This window comes from Arthrobacter sp. TE12231 (assembly GCF_054062895.1).
The window spans coordinates 3,463,793-3,478,145 of the sequence record NZ_JBSSFS010000001.1 but is presented as its reverse complement, the minus strand read 5'-3'; the positions used below and the strand labels follow the sequence as shown (position 1 = coordinate 3,478,145).

The window sequence follows — 14,353 nt, the reverse complement described above, 5'->3', positions numbered from 1 at the left end:
CCGATAACCACTGTAAGAGCACGGATCGCTCGTTTACCGGCCACGGATTGGCCACCCTCACCTTTCCCAGGCAGGACTCTGTGCTCGAATCCGTGACTTCCGCCGCCCTGGCCAGCGCCATGGACGGGTTGGCATTGCGCCAGCGCACTATCGCGAACAACATCGCGAACGTCAACACACCGAATTACCACGCGAAGCGCGTCAGCTTCGAGGACGCCCTGGCGGCGTCAGTGCAGTCCGGGGACGGCCACGTGCAGGCAACGACGGCGGAATCCCTGGAACCCACCCAGCTGAACGGCAACAACGTCAACCTGGACACCGAGACCCTGTCCAACATCGACACCGTGCTGCGCTTCCAGTTCGCCGCCCGCGCCGTCAATAACGAATTCACCGCCATACGCTCCGCCCTGAGGACCAGCTGATGACCTTCGACATGATCGGCATCGCCGGCTCCGCCCTCACCGTCCACCGCAAGTGGCTCGATGCTGTCTCGGACAACCTCGCCAACATGAACAACGCCTCCGCCACCAGCGGCCCCGCTTTTCAGGCCCGGTACGTCGAGGCCGCCGAAGGGTCGGACGGCTCCGGCGTGTACGTCAAGAGCACCCAGCTCGGCAGCGCCGCGGGCCGGATCGTTTACCAGCCGGACCACCCGCTGGCTGATGCCAACGGCAACGTGAAGTACCCGGACATCGACATGGCTGAACAAATGGGCGCGCTCATCATCGCCCAGCGTGGCTACCAGGCCAACGCGCAGGTGGTGGACCGCGCCCGCGAAACGTACACGGCCGCCCTTGAGATTGGACGCTCCTAATGACTGTTGCCCCCATCACCCCCGTCCAGGGTGTCCTGCCGACCAATTACGTCGGCGGCGCCAGCCCTGTCGCCGGCACGGACGGCTCCGCCTTCGCCACCTCCCTCACCGGTGCGGTGGACAACCTCCAGCAGCTGCAGTCGACGTCGAACCAGCTGGCTGTCTCCGCCGTCACCGGCAACCTGGACGACATCCACAACGCCACGCTCGCCGCCACCCGCGCCCAGGTCACGCTGGAACTCATGTCCACGGTGCGCAACAAGGGCGTTGACGCGTTCAACGAGATCATGAGGATGCAGGCCTGATGCCTCCGCAGATAACCGCGTTCTTCCAGCGCGTCGGCACGGGCCTGAAGAGCTTCACCGCCGGCCAGCGCACCCTCGCCGTGATCGGTGCTGCCCTGCTGGTGGTGGGTATCGTGGCCCTGTCCGCCTGGCTCACCCGCCCGGCCCTGACCCCGCTGTTCTCTGGCCTGAAGAGCACCGATGCCAGCGGAATCGTGGATCAGCTCAAAAAGGACAACGTTCAGTACGAACTCAGCGACGGCGGCGCCACCATCCTGGTCCCGCAGGACAAGGTCTACGACGAGCGGCTCAAGGCGGCCTCCGCCGGCCTGCCGACCGCTGCAGCAACCGGGTACTCCCTCCTGGACAAGATGGGGGTGACGTCCTCGGAATTCCAGCAGTCCGTCACCTACAAGCGGGCGCTCGAAGGGGAACTCGCCAGCACGATCGAAGCCATGGACGGCGTGAAGACCGCCGCCGTCCGGCTCGCGATCCCGGAGAAGACCGTCTTTGTGTCCAAGACCCCCGACACCACGGCCTCGGTCTTTGTCGAAACCGCCGCGGGGACCACGCTCTCCAGCGACAAAGTGCAGGCCATCGTCCACCTGACCTCCGCCGCGATCGAGAACCTCAAGCCGGACAACGTGTCGGTGGTCGACTCCCAAGGCAATGTGCTCTCCACTGTCGGCGGCGGCGCCACAGGCTCGACCTCCAAGCAGGCCAGCGACTACCAGAACCGTACGTCCGACGCCGTGAAGGCAGTCCTGGACCGAGTGGTGGGTCCCGGGAATTCCACGGTAGCGGTCGCCGCCGACGTCACCGGGGAATCCGCCCAGCAGACGAGCGAAACGTTCTCCAACACCGCCGGCGCCCTGCCGCTGAGCGAATCATCCAAGACCGAGAAATACACGGGAACCGGGGGAGGGGCCGCGGGCGTCCTCGGCCCGGACAACATCGCCGTTCCCGGCGGCACCAGTGGCAACGGCAACTTCGATTCCACCACCGAGACCAAGAACAACGCCGTCAACAAGGTCACCGAGGACCGGGTCATCCCGGCGGGAGCCGTCAAACGCCAGACCATTTCCGTAGCGGTCAGCCAGGCCGCCGCCAACGGCCTGAACCTCGTGTCGCTGAAGAACCTCGTCACCTCCGCAGCCGGCGTCGATGCCACGCGCGGCGACGTCGTCACCGTTGAGGTGGTGCCGTTCAGCACCGCGGCCGCCGATGACGCCGCCAAAGCACTTGCCGAGGCCCAGGCCAACGCGGAGGCCGAGAGGCAGGCCGCGTTCTTCGGAACCCTCGTCACGGCCGGCAGCATCCTGCTCGGCCTGCTGATCCTGGCTCTGGTGGTCACGATCATCCTGCGGCGCCGCCAGAAGCGCGAGCCCGTGGACCTCGGTGAACGCCTGGATCTGGAGATCGTGCCGGTGGTCGCGCCCGTCACCGCCCTTCCGCCGGCCCCGGCGACGTCGGCGATCCCGATCACCGCCCTGCCGCCGCTTCCGGGACCGACCACCGAGCAGCTGGAGTCCGAGCAACGCCGGCTGGAGATCGACAACATGGTCGCCGCCAACCCGGAGCGGGCGGCAGACTACCTGCGCAGCCTCATGGATGACAGGCAGCCGGCATGAAACCAGCCGATACCGTCCTGACCGGCACCCAGCGCGCCGCCGTCGTCCTGATGCAGATGAGCCCCGAGAACGCCGCCAAGGTCATGGCCCAGCTCACTGATACGGAGGCGGAGGAGATTGCCGCCGAGATCGTCAAGCTCCGCAAAGTGGACCCGGACGTCGCCGAACAGATCATGAAGGACTTCCACCAGGCCGCGCAGACCAACTCCCGCCAGGCCCGGGGCGGCCGGGAACTCGCCGAAGGCCTGCTCGAGGCGTCCTTCGGCTCGGAAAAGGCCGCCGGACTCATCAACCGCCTCACGGTCAACATGGCCGGCAAGTCCTTCGAGTTCCTCGAAGACATCGAACCCGTGCAGATCCTGGCCCTGATCGACGGGGAACTGCCGCAGACCATCGCCCTGGTCCTGGCCCACCTCAGCCCGCGCAAGGCCTCGGCCGTCATGTCCGGGCTGCCCGGTTCGCTGCGCGCCGACGTCGCCCTCAGCATCGCCACCATGGGATCCGGCGCGCCCGAGGCGATCGGGATCGTCGCCGATACCCTCAAACTCCGCGGCGGTGCCGCCGTATCCCAGCAGGCCTCAAAGGTGGTGGGCGGCATCCAGCCGCTGCTGGAGATCATCAACCGGACCGACGCCGGCACGGAACGATCCGTGCTGGACGGCCTGGACTTGCTCGACCCCGACCTCGCGGTGGAGATCCGCGCCCAGATGGTGACGTTCGACGACATCGTGAAACTGGAACGCCGCGACGTGCAGCTGGTGCTCCGCGGCCTCGACGCGTCTGTCCTGGCGATCGCCATGAAGGGCGCCTCCGAGGCGGTCCTGGAAACCATCACCACCAACGTCTCCGGACGCAACCTCGAAATCCTCGAATCCGAGATCGCTGCCCTTGGCCCGCTGCGTGCCTCGCAGATCGAAGAGGCCCGCGCCGCCGTCGTCCGGTCCATCCGCGAGCTCGAGGCCGACGGCCAGGTCACCATCCAGCGCGGGGACGAAGAAGACTATGTCTACTGACAGCGGCGCGGCCCCTGCCCCGGCGCGCGTCGTCTTTCCCTCGCTGCGGGCGAACGGGCCGGCCGCCGAACAGGCCGGCTACACCGAGGGCCACGCCGCAGGCTACGCCGCCGGCGTGCGGGCCGCCGCGAAGGAACAGCGCCGCTGGCGGGACCGCATGGCCGCCGAACAGGCCGCCTCCCTGGCCGCCGGGCAACAGGACCTGGACCGTGCCGTGCGCGCCCTGGCCGTCGCCCGGAACGACTTCGCCCACCGCAACGTGCAGGCCCTGCAAGACGCCGAAGAGATCCTGGCACGTACCGCGCTGGAACTGGCCGAGGCCATCCTCGGCTACGAACTCGCCGAAGGCACCAGGACCGCGCGCGCCGCCCTGGCACGTGCCCTCTCCGGGAGCGACACCGCCACCGTGCTGGCGATCCGGCTGCACCCTGCAGACATCGACGTCCTTACCCGGGAAGGGCAGGAACTGCCCGCCGGGCTGCCGCTCGTCCCGGATCCCTCCTTGGGCCGGGGCGACGCGAAGGTCGAATACCAGCAGGGCTGGTTCGACGCCGGCCTGCGCAGTTCCCTGGAACGTGCCCGCACGGCCCTGCTGGGGGAGTCCGGGCAGGCCGACGCCGGTCCTGGCACCGGCGTTATTGGCGGCGGACTGCCTGCTGGCGGCCTTCCCGGCACCGGCGCCTATCGGGGCCAGGCATGATCGCCGAGTGGCGCCCGAAGGGTGCCGACTACGCCGCCGCGCTGGCCGCGGCTGCCCCGCAGAGGGTCGGCGTCGTCACCTCCGTCGTTGGGCTGGGCCTTGAAGTCTCCGGGCTCGACTGCGCGCTGGGAGACCTCGTCACGGTGGGGGAGAACCCCGGCCTCGACGCCGAAGTCGTGGCCGCGCTGGAGGGCTCCGTCCGCTGCATGCCGCTGGGCCGTCTCGCCGGTGTGGCCGCCGGAGACCCCGTCCGTGCCAAGGGCGGCGCCGTGCTGGTCCCCACCGGCCGGGGCCTCTTCGGCCGGGTCCTTGACGGGCTCGGACGTCCGATCGACGGCAAGGGTCCGCTGCTCAGCGGTCCGCGCGTGCCGATCGACAACGAGGCGCCGAACGCCATGAAACGTGCCCGCATCGATACGGCACTGCAGACCGGGGTGCGCGTCCTGGACACCATGACGACGCTCGGCAAGGGCCAGCGCATGGGCCTCTTTGCCGGGTCCGGCGTCGGCAAATCCTCCCTGCTCTCGATGATCGCCCGCGGCACCGACGCCGAGGTCTCGGTGATTGCCCTTGTCGGTGAACGCGGCCGCGAAGTCCGGGAGTTCCTCGAGGATGACCTCGGCGCCGCCGGCCTGGCGCGCTCCGTGGTGGTGGTCGCCACCTCCGACGAACCCGCCCTCATGCGGATGCGCGCAGCCTTCACCGCCACCCGGATCGCCGAGTCCTTCCGCGACCAGGGCCAGGACGTGGTCCTGATGATGGACTCCCTCACCCGAGTAGCCATGGCCCAGCGCGAGATCGGCCTCTCGGCCGGCGAGCCTCCGGCCACCCGGGGCTACCCGCCGTCGACCTTTTCCATCCTGGCCCGTCTCCTGGAACGCGCCGGCACTGCCGAAACCGGCTCCGTAACCGGCATCTATACCGTCCTGGTGGACGGTGATGACCACAACGAGCCCATCGCCGACGCGGCCCGGTCCATCCTGGACGGTCACGTCGTGCTGGACCGCAAACTGGCCGTCACGGGGCATTTTCCGTCCGTGGACGTGCTCGGATCGGTGTCCCGGGTGGCCAGCAAGGTCAATGCCCGGCCGAACCTCGACGCCGCCGCCACACTCCGCCGGGTCCTCGCGGCCCGCAAGGGCGCACAGGACCTGATCGACGTCGGCGCCTACCAGGCCGGGACCAACCCGATGGTGGACGCCGCGTTGAACCACGAGCACGAGGTCAGCGCGTTCCTCCAACAGCCGATGGACGAATCCACGGCGCACTCCGAGTCCTGGCAGCGGCTCGGCTACCTTACTTCGATCCTGGGAGCAGCAGCATGAACCGCGAATTCTCTCTGGCAGGGCTCCTGCGCCTCCGCCAGCTCCAGCAGGACCAGGCAGCCACCGGACTGGCGCGGGCCCGCTCACGCTCCAGTTCCGTCCGGGTCCGCGAAGCCGCCGCCCGCCGCGAGCTTGCCGCCACGGATGACCCCATCTCCAGCTCGGCCTCCTTGCGTGCCGTGGCCGCCGCCCGGTCCTCCTCCCACAGCATGCTCGCGGACCTGCAAAACCTCACGCACCTGGCCGAAGCCGAAGAGGCCGCCGCCCGCGCCGAGTTCATCGCCGCCCGCACGCGCTCCGTGGGCCTGGAAAAACTGCAAGCCCGCCACGACGCCGAGATCAATTCCGCGGACCTGCGCGCCGAACAGTCCGCCCTCGACGAGATCGCCTCGACGCTCTGGCACCGCGACGAACAGCAGGTGAAGCCATGAGCATGACAGAGGCAATCGGCCGGATGCAGGGCATCCAAGCGATGATCGCGGAACTGTCCCGGCCGGCGGCCACGGCGGAGACCAACGCGGCCGCGGTCAAGGCAGCCGCGGCCACCTCGCTCGCGACCGCCACGGGCACCGGCGACTCCGCTTCCTTCACGCAGGCACTCGCCGCGGCCATGGGCGGGACCGGCGCCACGGATGCATCCTCCCTCACGGACAGCTTGGGGCTCGGCAGCTCGCTGGGACTCGGCAGCACGACGGGGACCGGCGTGGCCGGGCTCACCGGCGTGGCCGGGCTCACCGGCGTGGCCGGGCTCACCGGCGCCCAGGCAACGGGCACGGTGCACACGGGCGCGGCGGCGACGGGTAACGACGTGGTGGCGGCGGCCAAGAAGTACATCGGTGTTCCCTACGTGTGGGGAGGCACCAATCCGGCCACCGGCATGGACTGCTCCGGCTTCACACAGCGGGTGTTCAAAGACCTCGGCGTGGAGATTCCCCGCGTGGTGAGCGACCAGATGCGCCAAGGCACCCCGGTGGCCTCCCTCGCCGAAGCGAAACCCGGCGACCTGCTGGTGAGCTTCGGCGGCAACCACGTTTCCATCTACCTGGGCAACGGCAAGGCGATCGACGCACCCGTACCCGGCAAGACCATCCAGATCCGCGACGCCTGGGAGCAGCAGTCCAACCTGACTTCCATCCGGCGCATAGTTCCTGCCGGGACGGCATCGTGAAGGCCGCGGCATCGGGGGATCTCGCGACCGCGCTGGCCGCCTCGGCACCGGCCCGGGCAGCACGTCAGGGAGCAGACCCGCGGCCCGGCAACGGCAGCCCGGACACTGCGTCCTTCGACTCGGTTCTCACCGACGTCCAGGGTTCGGCAGGGATCGGCCCAGCAGGCAACGGTAACCTCGCGGACCCCGCCACCGAGGCAGAGCCCGCCGCCAACCCCGAGCCCGCTACTGACAACGAGTCCAACGCCACGCCCGGACGGCCCGAGCTTCAGGGCGCCGGCCGTCCGGCCAATCAGGCATCCGGCCGACTCACGGAAAGTGCGTCCGACTGGGTGCCCGCCAACGCCGGCTTCCCCGAAGCCGCCTCAACGGCGGTCGGCGAGCGGACGCCAGACGTGCCCGTGCGTGACGGCGACCTGACCGGTGCTTCAGCGGCAGGCGCCGCTGCAAAACCGACGACGGCGGCCGACGACGAAGCCGATTCGGCGCCCTCTGCAGCAGGTTCCGCGCCGTCCGACGCCGCTTCTCCCGCCGTTGCCGGCTTTGCATGGCCGGCGCAGTATGCCTCCGCCCAGTGGGCCCCCGCCCAATTTGTCGCTTTCGCGCAACCCGGACAGCCAGCCCCGGTGGGACCGCCAGCGCAGCCCGGACAAGCAGCCCAGGCCGTGGCCTCGGACGGTCACGGTAGCCCCCGCGCTGCGGCACCGGCTTTCCCCGCCCCCGCGGCAGCGGGTCCCGCCGGCGTGCCGGCCGCCGCGGCAGAGGGTACAGCCGTACCCGCTGCCCCCGGAATGCCCGACGCCCGGCTCCAGATGCCCGGCGCGATCCCCGTTCGTCCCGTCGCGGGCGGTGATTCGTCTGCCGTTGCTGCCGCGCAGATCGCGGGCGCGGTACCGTCCTCGGGGCCGACTGCAGCCACTGGCGGATCAGCCGGTGCCGCGTCCGCTGCACCCGTTCCTGCCCTGGCGGCTGCACCGGAGCCCGGTGTGGCTGCGCTAGCGGCCTCGCCCGCCACCGGCGCGGCAGGTGCCGCGTCTGCAGCGGGTCCCGCCTCGGTGCTCACTGGCTCGCCCGCCGGTGCAGTTTCCGCCACGGCCGAGGCAACCACGCTGCCGCGCGAGGCCGCGGCGGCCACGGCTCAAGCGAAGGCGCCAACGAAGGCCACGGCAGGTGAATCGGCCCAGACAGGGCCGGGACGCAGTGCGGTGCTTGGCAGTTCGACACCGGTCAACCCGGCGGCCAGCCCTCCTGTTGCCATGGCGGGAGCTCCGCTTTCGGGCAGGGGAGAGGCCGCCGCCGTAGCGACCGTCAGAGCCACCGCCGTCGCTCCGTCAGCCGCCGGACAATCGGCGATAACCTCGGCCGGCAGCACCGCAGCCGGCAATGTCCTGGGCAGCAGAGTGGCCCCCGCAGCCGCCGTGGTGCCGCCTGGGTCCCTAACGGACCCTGCACAAGCAAAGGCACAGGCACCACGCACCGCGGAAGCGCTGACGGATCAGGTGAGTGGAGGTCCGGCTGGCGCAGTGGCGGTACCTGTTCAGTCGCTGACGGCCGGCACAACCATGCCCCAGCCGGCTGCGCAGGCCGCTGCCCAGCCGCCGTCGCAGCCGGCGCCCCAGCCCGCGGAACCCCTTCAGCCTCAGCTGGCCAAACCGCTCTTCACCCTGGTGGGGGCGCCCCGCGGCGAGCACATCATGACGCTCAAGGTCAGCCCGGAAGATCTGGGTCCGCTGACGGTACGGGCCCAGATCGACGCCGCGGGTGTGCGGATTGAACTCTTCGCGCCGGGCGAGGCTGGACGTGAGGCGGTCCGGGGAATCCTGCCCGAACTCCGCAAGGAGCTCGCCGACGCCGGATTCGGGGCCAGCCTTGACCTGTCCGATCACAGCGGTCCCATGGGCCTCGGCCAGAACGGGGGCCAGAACGGGGGCCAGCACGGCACGGCCCAGGACCGGGCGGGCACCCAGTACGCCGCCGGACGGGAGTCCGGCGGCGGCGGAAACGGCTCTGGTCCCAGCGGCCGCAACGACCCGGCCGAGCAGCGCCCCGGTCACCGCTGGGACGCGCTGGCTGATGGCCAAGCCGTGCGCGCCGCCAGGATTTTGAACGGCCCCCAGACCACCCTCGACATTCTTGTCTGACACGAAGGAACGCGACATATGACGATTCAGCCGATCGCATCCCAGCCAGTGACGCCGGCGGGAGCAGCCGCCCCGGCGTCTGCTGACCGGACACCCGCTCAGTCCATGGATGCCAACGTGTTCATGACCCTGCTCGTGGCCCAGCTCAAGAACCAGAATCCGAGCGCGCCCATGGACACCAACCAGATGATGAGCCAGACCCTCCAGCTCTCCACGATGGAAAAAATGACTGAACTGACCACCAACAGCAAGGAGGGTTTCTCCCTCCAGATGCGGACGGCGGCAGCCCAGCTGATCGGCCAGTCGGTGGGCTACACCCTCGCGGACGGCACCACCGGGACCGGCATCGCCAGCTCCGTCAGTTATGCGGGCTCGGTCCCGGCCGTCAAGGTCGGCGACATCACCGTTCCCCTCGACTCCATCACCGGGCTTACTGCTCCGGCCGCATCCTAACCAGTTCTTTACCCGTAGAAAGGCAGTTCCCATGCTCCGCTCGCTGTACTCCGGAATCTCCGGCCTTCGCGCCCACCAGACCATGCTCGACGTCACCGGCAACAACATTGCCAACGTCAACACCGCCGGCTTCAAGGCATCCTCCACCCAGTTCCAGGACACCCTGTCCCAGCTGCAGCAGGGCGCCTCCGGTCCGCAGGCCGGAACCGGCGGCAGCAACCCCGCCCAAATCGGTCTCGGCGTCCGCGTGGCCGGAGTCACCACCAACTTCAGCCAGGGCTCTTCGCAGAGCACCGGCCGCGCCACGGACATGATGATCTCCGGCGACGGTTTCTTCGTGACCAGCAAGGGCGGCCAGCAGCTCTTCACCCGCGCCGGCTCGTTCAGCCCCGACGCGGCCAACCAGCTGGTGAGCCCCGACGGCGGCATCCTCCAGGGCTGGACCGCCACCAACGGCGTGATCAACGCCGGTTCTCCCGTCGGCGACATCACGCTGAACCCCAACACCATGGTTGCGAAGGCCACGGACACGGTGACCATGGACGGGAACCTGCCCAGCGATGCCCTCGTTACCGACGCTCCACTGGACCGCGTCGTCAATGTCTACGACGCGGCCGGCGCCGAGCGCAGCCTGACAGTGACATTCGCCAAGAGCGCTAGCGGCTGGAACGTCACCGCAAAAGACGGGGCAACGACGTCGACCATTCAGCTCGCGCAGCAGTCGAACGGCCAGCTCACCCCCAGCGGGGCCTTGAGCGTATCCGGCATCACGGTGGACCTCTCCAAGGTCTCCGGCTACGCCTCCATGAGCTCCCTGACCGTCAGCGGCCAGAACGGCGCCGCCGTCGGCAAGCTCGAGTCCTACACGCTGGGCAACGACGGCTCCCTGGTGGGGTCCTTCAGCAACGGCATCAAGCAGGTCCTGGCCAAGATCGCCCTCGCCAAGTTCACCAACCCCGGTGGCCTGGAGAAGGCCGGTGGCTCCTCCTACGTGGCCACCGGCAACTCCGGCGGCGTGCAGCTGGGTGCTGCGGGCGACCCCGGCATGGGCACCCTGACCGCCGGATCCCTGGAAATGTCCAACGTGGACCTGTCCCAGGAATTCACCAACCTCATCGTCGCGCAGCGCGGCTTCCAGGCCAACGCCCGCATCATCACCACCTCGGATGAGGTTCTGCAGGAACTGACCCAGCTGAAGCGCTAGCCCCGGGGTTGCTCTATCACTTATGGCTGCTATTTGAGCGGCAAAGTCATATGGTCGCTGCAACGCTCTGATTGATGGAGCGTTTGATGGTGAATGTGTTTTCCCTGGATGCGCGTACTGAGTTCTTTGATCTGGTGTGTGGCGGGATGTCGATTCTGGCTGCGGCCCGGCGTGTCGGCGCCACGCATGGGACCGGGAGGAACTGGTGGGCCCAGTCTGGCCACATGATGACTGTGGACACGGGGCCCGTTGGGGGTCTTTCGGATCCGGCGCCCACGGCCGAAGGGCCGGAGGGCCGGGCACTGAATCTGGCTGAGCGGGGGATGATCCAGATGGGCCTGCGCAGCGGACTCAGTTACGCCAGGATCGGTGAGGTGATCGGCCGGGACAGGTCCGTGGTCTGGCGGGAGGCGAAACGGAACACCGGCGCGGACGGGGTGTATTACGCCTCGGTCGCCCATACGAAGGCACATCAGGCCAGGCGCCGGCCGAAGGCGTTGAAGCTGGTCGGGGACGAGGCGCTCTGCCGGCTGATCGGGGTGTGGATGGATGACGGGTGGAGCCCGAAACTGATCTCGGCGATGTTGGCCTTCTACTTCCCCGACGATCAGACTATGCAGGTGAGCCACGAAACGATCTACCAGGCCTTATATGTTCAATCCCGCGGAAGTCTGCGGGCAGATCTGGCGGAGAAGCTCAGCCTGAAGCGGAAGCAGCGCGTTCCCCACGCCGGGGACCGGCACAAGAACAGCCCCTACAAGGAGGCGTTCAAGATCAGTGAGCGCCCGGCCGAGGTCCAGGACCGGGCGGTCCCGGGCCACTGGGAGGGTGACCTCATCATCGGCTGCGACGGGACCGCGATCGGCACTCTCGTGGAACGCTCGACGAGGTTCACGATCCTCCTCCACCTTCCCGGGGATCACACCGCTGACACCGTCGCTGCGGCGATGATCCGGGAGATGGGAAAGCTCCCGGATCACCTGCGCCGGTCGATCACCTGGGACCGCGGCACGGAACTCGCCGCGTACGCCCGGATCCAGACCGCACTGGACACCACGCTCTACTTCTGCGACCCGCACTCGCCCTGGCAGCGCGGGTCCAATGAGAACACCAATCGGCTCCTGAGATTCTGGTTCGAGAAAGGCTCAGACCTTTCCGTCCATACCCCGGAGGACCTCCGCCAGGTCGCCGCGAAACTCAACCGCCGCCCCCGACCCACCCTGAACCTGGAGACCCCAGCCAACCGGCTGAACCAGCTGCTGCACGCAGCCTAAACCCCGGCGTTGCTCCAACCAGTTGACTTTGCCAGCGGCAAGGCAGCCATAAGTGATAGAGCAACGGGTGTTTAGCGGGCAGAACCGGTGCCAAGGGCGATCCGTACCTTGCGCACCGCGCCCCGAAAGTCGTTGGCCAGATCGTCGGCGTTCAACTTGAAGTACCGCCATCCAGCGGCAAGGAAGACTTCGTCGCGGCGGTAGTCCCGGGTTTGCTGTTCGCGCGTGCGGTGGTGGGCGCCGTCGTACTGGACGGCTATGCGCTGTTTGCGGTAGCCCATGTCCGCGGCGGGTGAGTACGGGTCCTCCGGGACAAGCCGCAGCTGCAACTCCGGTTCCGGGAGTCCGGCCGCGGTGAGCGCCAGCCGCAAGAACGTCTCCGGTGCGGAGTCGGCACCGGCACGGATCAGCTCGGCCGCCTGGCGGGCCTTCACGATCCCCTGGAACTTCGGATGATGCTTGAGCATCGACCGCAGTTCCTCGCGCGTCGCCCATGGATCGGTGCGGATCTCCAGACCCGGGCGCGGCTGACGCACGAGCTGATCGCCCACTGCCACGAGGGCTTCCAACGGCAGGACGCGGGCAAGGTCCAGCCAAGTGCGGGCCGGGGTCGAAATGCGGATACCGTCCAGCACCGTGACCTCGTCCGGGAAGGCGAGGACGGTGTGCCCCACGACGCCCTCCCGCCGGACCGGCGGCAGCGCTTTGGGCTTGCTGAGATGCAATTCCCGGCTTCCGCACAACCAAGCCGGAAGCCACAGCCCGTGGATCACTGCAGCGGTCAGATGCGAGATCCAGCCGCCCGGCGTCGCCGCCGAGAGTGCGCGTGCCAGGCTTCGGATCTCAAAGTCCCAGCCGGCCGGCAGATAGATCAACCGGCCGGCCGGGGCGACGTCGGATGCACGGAGCCGGGACCGGCTCAGGTTTGCAGCTCTCGCCTCATGCACGGTGAACGGGGCATCCGACAAATGGGAGGGCAATGGCTCGGCAGGTCGCATGCGGACCATTGTTGCCGCAAAGGCGTGATGCTGCCGGCGTTATCCACAGCCCCCCGTTGCGCTATCACTTATGGTTGCCAAAACGTCGGCAAAGTCAACTGGTTGGAGCAACGCCGGGGTTTAGGCTGCGTGCAGCAGCTGGTTCAGCCGGTTGGCTGGGGTCTCCAGGTTCAGGGTGGGTCGGGGGCGGCGGTTGAGTTTCGCGGCGACCTGGCGGAGGTCCTCCGGGGTATGGACGGAAAGGTCTGAGCCTTTCTCGAACCAGAATCTCAGGAGCCGATTGGTGTTCTCATTGGACCCGCGCTGCCAGGGCGAGTGCGGGTCGCAGAAGTAGAGCGTGGTGTCCAGTGCGGTCTGGATCCGGGCGTACGCGGCGAGTTCCGTGCCGCGGTCCCAGGTGATCGACCGGCGCAGGTGATCCGGGAGCTTTCCCATCTCCCGGATCATCGCCGCAGCGACGGTGTCAGCGGTGTGATCCCCGGGAAGGTGGAGGAGGATCGTGAACCTCGTCGAGCGTTCCACGAGAGTGCCGATCGCGGTCCCGTCGCAGCCGATGATGAGGTCACCCTCCCAGTGGCCCGGGACCGCCCGGTCCTGGACCTCGGCCGGGCGCTCACTGATCTTGAACGCCTCCTTGTAGGGGCTGTTCTTGTGCCGGTCCCCGGCGTGGGGAACGCGCTGCTTCCGCTTCAGGCTGAGCTTCTCCGCCAGATCTGCCCGCAGACTTCCGCGGGATTGAACATATAAGGCCTGGTAGATCGTTTCGTGGCTCACCTGCATAGTCTGATCGTCGGGGAAGTAGAAGGCCAACATCGCCGAGATCAGTTTCGGGCTCCACCCGTCATCCATCCACACCCCGATCAGCCGGCAGAGCGCCTCGTCCCCGACCAGCTTCAACGCCTTCGGCCGGCGCCTGGCCTGATGTGCCTTCGTATGGGCGACCGAGGCGTAATACACCCCGTCCGCGCCGGTGTTCCGTTTCGCCTCCCGCCAGACCACGGACCTGTCCCGGCCGATCACCTCACCGATCCTGGCGTAACTGAGTCCGCTGCGCAGGCCCATCTGGATCATCCCCCGCTCAGCCAGATTCAGTGCCCGGCCCTCCGGCCCTTCGGCCGTGGGCGCCGGATCCGAAAGACCCCCAACGGGCCCCGTGTCCACAGTCATCATGTGGCCAGACTGGGCCCACCAGTTCCTCCCGGTCCCATGCGTGGCGCCGACACGCCGGGCCGCAGCCAGAATCGACATCCCGCCACACACCAGATCAAAGAACTCAGTACGCGCATCCAGGGAAAACACATTCACCATCAAACGCTCCATCAATCAGAGCGTTGCAGCGACCATATGA

Annotated in this window: 15 protein-coding genes; 13 read left to right on the top strand and 2 right to left on the bottom strand. The window is 68.3% G+C overall.

The genetic code is table 11. The annotated features are described in order from the left end of the window. Positions 1 to 80 precede the first annotated feature (80 nt). The 13 genes from ACVWYS_RS15570 (at position 81) to ACVWYS_RS15510 (ending at position 12,007) form a co-directional block, all read left to right on the top strand. Positions 81 to 422: a flagellar basal body rod protein FlgB gene (locus ACVWYS_RS15570; RefSeq protein ID WP_116767042.1), complete on the top strand. Its 342-nt coding sequence runs from the start codon at positions 81 to 83 to the stop codon at positions 420 to 422. Next, on the top strand, positions 422 to 814 hold the full coding sequence (locus tag ACVWYS_RS15565) for a flagellar basal body rod protein FlgC (RefSeq protein ID WP_116767007.1): 393 nt from the start codon (positions 422 to 424) through the stop codon (positions 812 to 814). The genes ACVWYS_RS15570 and ACVWYS_RS15565 overlap by 1 nt, the downstream gene beginning before the upstream one ends. Continuing rightward, positions 814 to 1,119, top strand: a complete 306-nt coding sequence (gene fliE, locus ACVWYS_RS15560; protein WP_456510013.1) for a flagellar hook-basal body complex protein FliE — start codon at positions 814 to 816, stop codon at positions 1,117 to 1,119. The genes ACVWYS_RS15565 and fliE overlap by 1 nt, the downstream gene beginning before the upstream one ends. Next, the gene (gene fliF, locus ACVWYS_RS15555; RefSeq protein ID WP_456510012.1) at positions 1,119 to 2,729 is read left to right on the top strand and encodes a flagellar basal-body MS-ring/collar protein FliF; all 1,611 of its coding nucleotides are present in this window, start codon (positions 1,119 to 1,121) and stop codon (positions 2,727 to 2,729) included. The genes fliE and fliF overlap by 1 nt, the downstream gene beginning before the upstream one ends. Continuing rightward, positions 2,726 to 3,742 carry a flagellar motor switch protein FliG gene (gene fliG, locus ACVWYS_RS15550; RefSeq protein ID WP_116767004.1) on the top strand — a complete coding sequence of 339 codons (1,017 nt, stop codon included), beginning with the start codon at positions 2,726 to 2,728 and terminating at the stop codon, positions 3,740 to 3,742. The genes fliF and fliG overlap by 4 nt, the downstream gene beginning before the upstream one ends. Then, positions 3,732 to 4,442, top strand: coding sequence for a FliH/SctL family protein (locus ACVWYS_RS15545; protein ID WP_456510011.1), 711 nt, complete (start codon positions 3,732 to 3,734; stop codon positions 4,440 to 4,442). The genes fliG and ACVWYS_RS15545 overlap by 11 nt, the downstream gene beginning before the upstream one ends. Next, a complete protein-coding gene (locus ACVWYS_RS15540) occupies positions 4,439 to 5,767 on the top strand; it encodes a FliI/YscN family ATPase (protein ID WP_456510010.1) in 1,329 nt (442 codons plus the stop codon). Before ACVWYS_RS15545 ends, ACVWYS_RS15540 begins: the two co-directional genes overlap by 4 nt. Further along, positions 5,764 to 6,198 carry a flagellar FliJ family protein gene (locus ACVWYS_RS15535; protein WP_116767001.1) on the top strand — a complete coding sequence of 145 codons (435 nt, stop codon included), beginning with the start codon at positions 5,764 to 5,766 and terminating at the stop codon, positions 6,196 to 6,198. Before ACVWYS_RS15540 ends, ACVWYS_RS15535 begins: the two co-directional genes overlap by 4 nt. After that, positions 6,195 to 6,935, top strand: coding sequence for a C40 family peptidase (locus tag ACVWYS_RS15530; protein WP_456510009.1), 741 nt, complete (start codon positions 6,195 to 6,197; stop codon positions 6,933 to 6,935). The genes ACVWYS_RS15535 and ACVWYS_RS15530 overlap by 4 nt, the downstream gene beginning before the upstream one ends. Next, positions 6,932 to 9,076, top strand: a complete 2,145-nt coding sequence (locus ACVWYS_RS15525) for a flagellar hook-length control protein FliK (protein WP_456510008.1) — start codon at positions 6,932 to 6,934, stop codon at positions 9,074 to 9,076. The genes ACVWYS_RS15530 and ACVWYS_RS15525 overlap by 4 nt, the downstream gene beginning before the upstream one ends. Before the next feature lie 18 nt (positions 9,077 to 9,094). Next, a complete protein-coding gene (locus ACVWYS_RS15520) occupies positions 9,095 to 9,529 on the top strand; it encodes a flagellar hook assembly protein FlgD (RefSeq protein WP_456507443.1) in 435 nt (144 codons plus the stop codon). A 31-nt stretch (positions 9,530 to 9,560) separates the two neighbouring features. After that, complete coding sequence (locus tag ACVWYS_RS15515; RefSeq protein WP_344360922.1) at positions 9,561 to 10,733, top strand: flagellar hook protein FlgE; 1,173 nt, start codon at positions 9,561 to 9,563, stop codon at positions 10,731 to 10,733. A gap of 86 nt (positions 10,734 to 10,819) precedes the next feature. After that, positions 10,820 to 12,007 (top strand): IS30 family transposase, encoded by a 1,188-nt coding sequence (locus ACVWYS_RS15510; protein WP_456509319.1) that lies wholly within the window; start codon positions 10,820 to 10,822, stop codon positions 12,005 to 12,007. Between the two features lie 71 nt (positions 12,008 to 12,078). Here ACVWYS_RS15510 and ACVWYS_RS15505 read toward each other — a convergent pair whose 3' ends face one another. Both ACVWYS_RS15505 and ACVWYS_RS15500 read right to left on the bottom strand, forming a co-directional pair. Continuing rightward, entirely contained in the window at positions 12,079 to 13,005 is a 927-nt protein-coding gene (locus ACVWYS_RS15505) for a hypothetical protein (protein WP_456507442.1), read from the bottom strand. Positions 13,006 to 13,125: 120 nt separating this feature from the next. Beyond that, complete coding sequence (locus ACVWYS_RS15500; protein ID WP_456509319.1) at positions 13,126 to 14,313, bottom strand: IS30 family transposase; 1,188 nt, start codon at positions 14,311 to 14,313, stop codon at positions 13,126 to 13,128. Between the last annotated feature and the right edge of the window lie 40 nt (positions 14,314 to 14,353).

What these genes read in the sequence shown, in the direction of transcription:
- ACVWYS_RS15520 (WP_456507443.1), top strand. Translation starts at nt 9,095, where the DNA reads ATGACGATTCAGCCGATCGCATCCCAGCCAGTGACGCCGGCGGGAGCA.
- fliF (WP_456510012.1), top strand. Translation starts at nt 1,119, where the DNA reads ATGCCTCCGCAGATAACCGCGTTCTTCCAGCGCGTCGGCACGGGCCTG.
- ACVWYS_RS15535 (WP_116767001.1), top strand. Translation starts at nt 5,764, where the DNA reads ATGAACCGCGAATTCTCTCTGGCAGGGCTCCTGCGCCTCCGCCAGCTC.
- fliE (WP_456510013.1), top strand. Translation starts at nt 814, where the DNA reads ATGACTGTTGCCCCCATCACCCCCGTCCAGGGTGTCCTGCCGACCAAT.
- ACVWYS_RS15505 (WP_456507442.1), bottom strand. Translation starts at nt 13,005, where the DNA reads ATGCGACCTGCCGAGCCATTGCCCTCCCATTTGTCGGATGCCCCGTTC.
- ACVWYS_RS15515 (WP_344360922.1), top strand. Translation starts at nt 9,561, where the DNA reads ATGCTCCGCTCGCTGTACTCCGGAATCTCCGGCCTTCGCGCCCACCAG.
- ACVWYS_RS15540 (WP_456510010.1), top strand. Translation starts at nt 4,439, where the DNA reads ATGATCGCCGAGTGGCGCCCGAAGGGTGCCGACTACGCCGCCGCGCTG.
- ACVWYS_RS15565 (WP_116767007.1), top strand. Translation starts at nt 422, where the DNA reads ATGACCTTCGACATGATCGGCATCGCCGGCTCCGCCCTCACCGTCCAC.
- ACVWYS_RS15530 (WP_456510009.1), top strand. Translation starts at nt 6,195, where the DNA reads ATGAGCATGACAGAGGCAATCGGCCGGATGCAGGGCATCCAAGCGATG.
- ACVWYS_RS15510 (WP_456509319.1), top strand. Translation starts at nt 10,820, where the DNA reads ATGGTGAATGTGTTTTCCCTGGATGCGCGTACTGAGTTCTTTGATCTG.
- fliG (WP_116767004.1), top strand. Translation starts at nt 2,726, where the DNA reads ATGAAACCAGCCGATACCGTCCTGACCGGCACCCAGCGCGCCGCCGTC.
- ACVWYS_RS15545 (WP_456510011.1), top strand. Translation starts at nt 3,732, where the DNA reads ATGTCTACTGACAGCGGCGCGGCCCCTGCCCCGGCGCGCGTCGTCTTT.
- ACVWYS_RS15500 (WP_456509319.1), bottom strand. Translation starts at nt 14,313, where the DNA reads ATGGTGAATGTGTTTTCCCTGGATGCGCGTACTGAGTTCTTTGATCTG.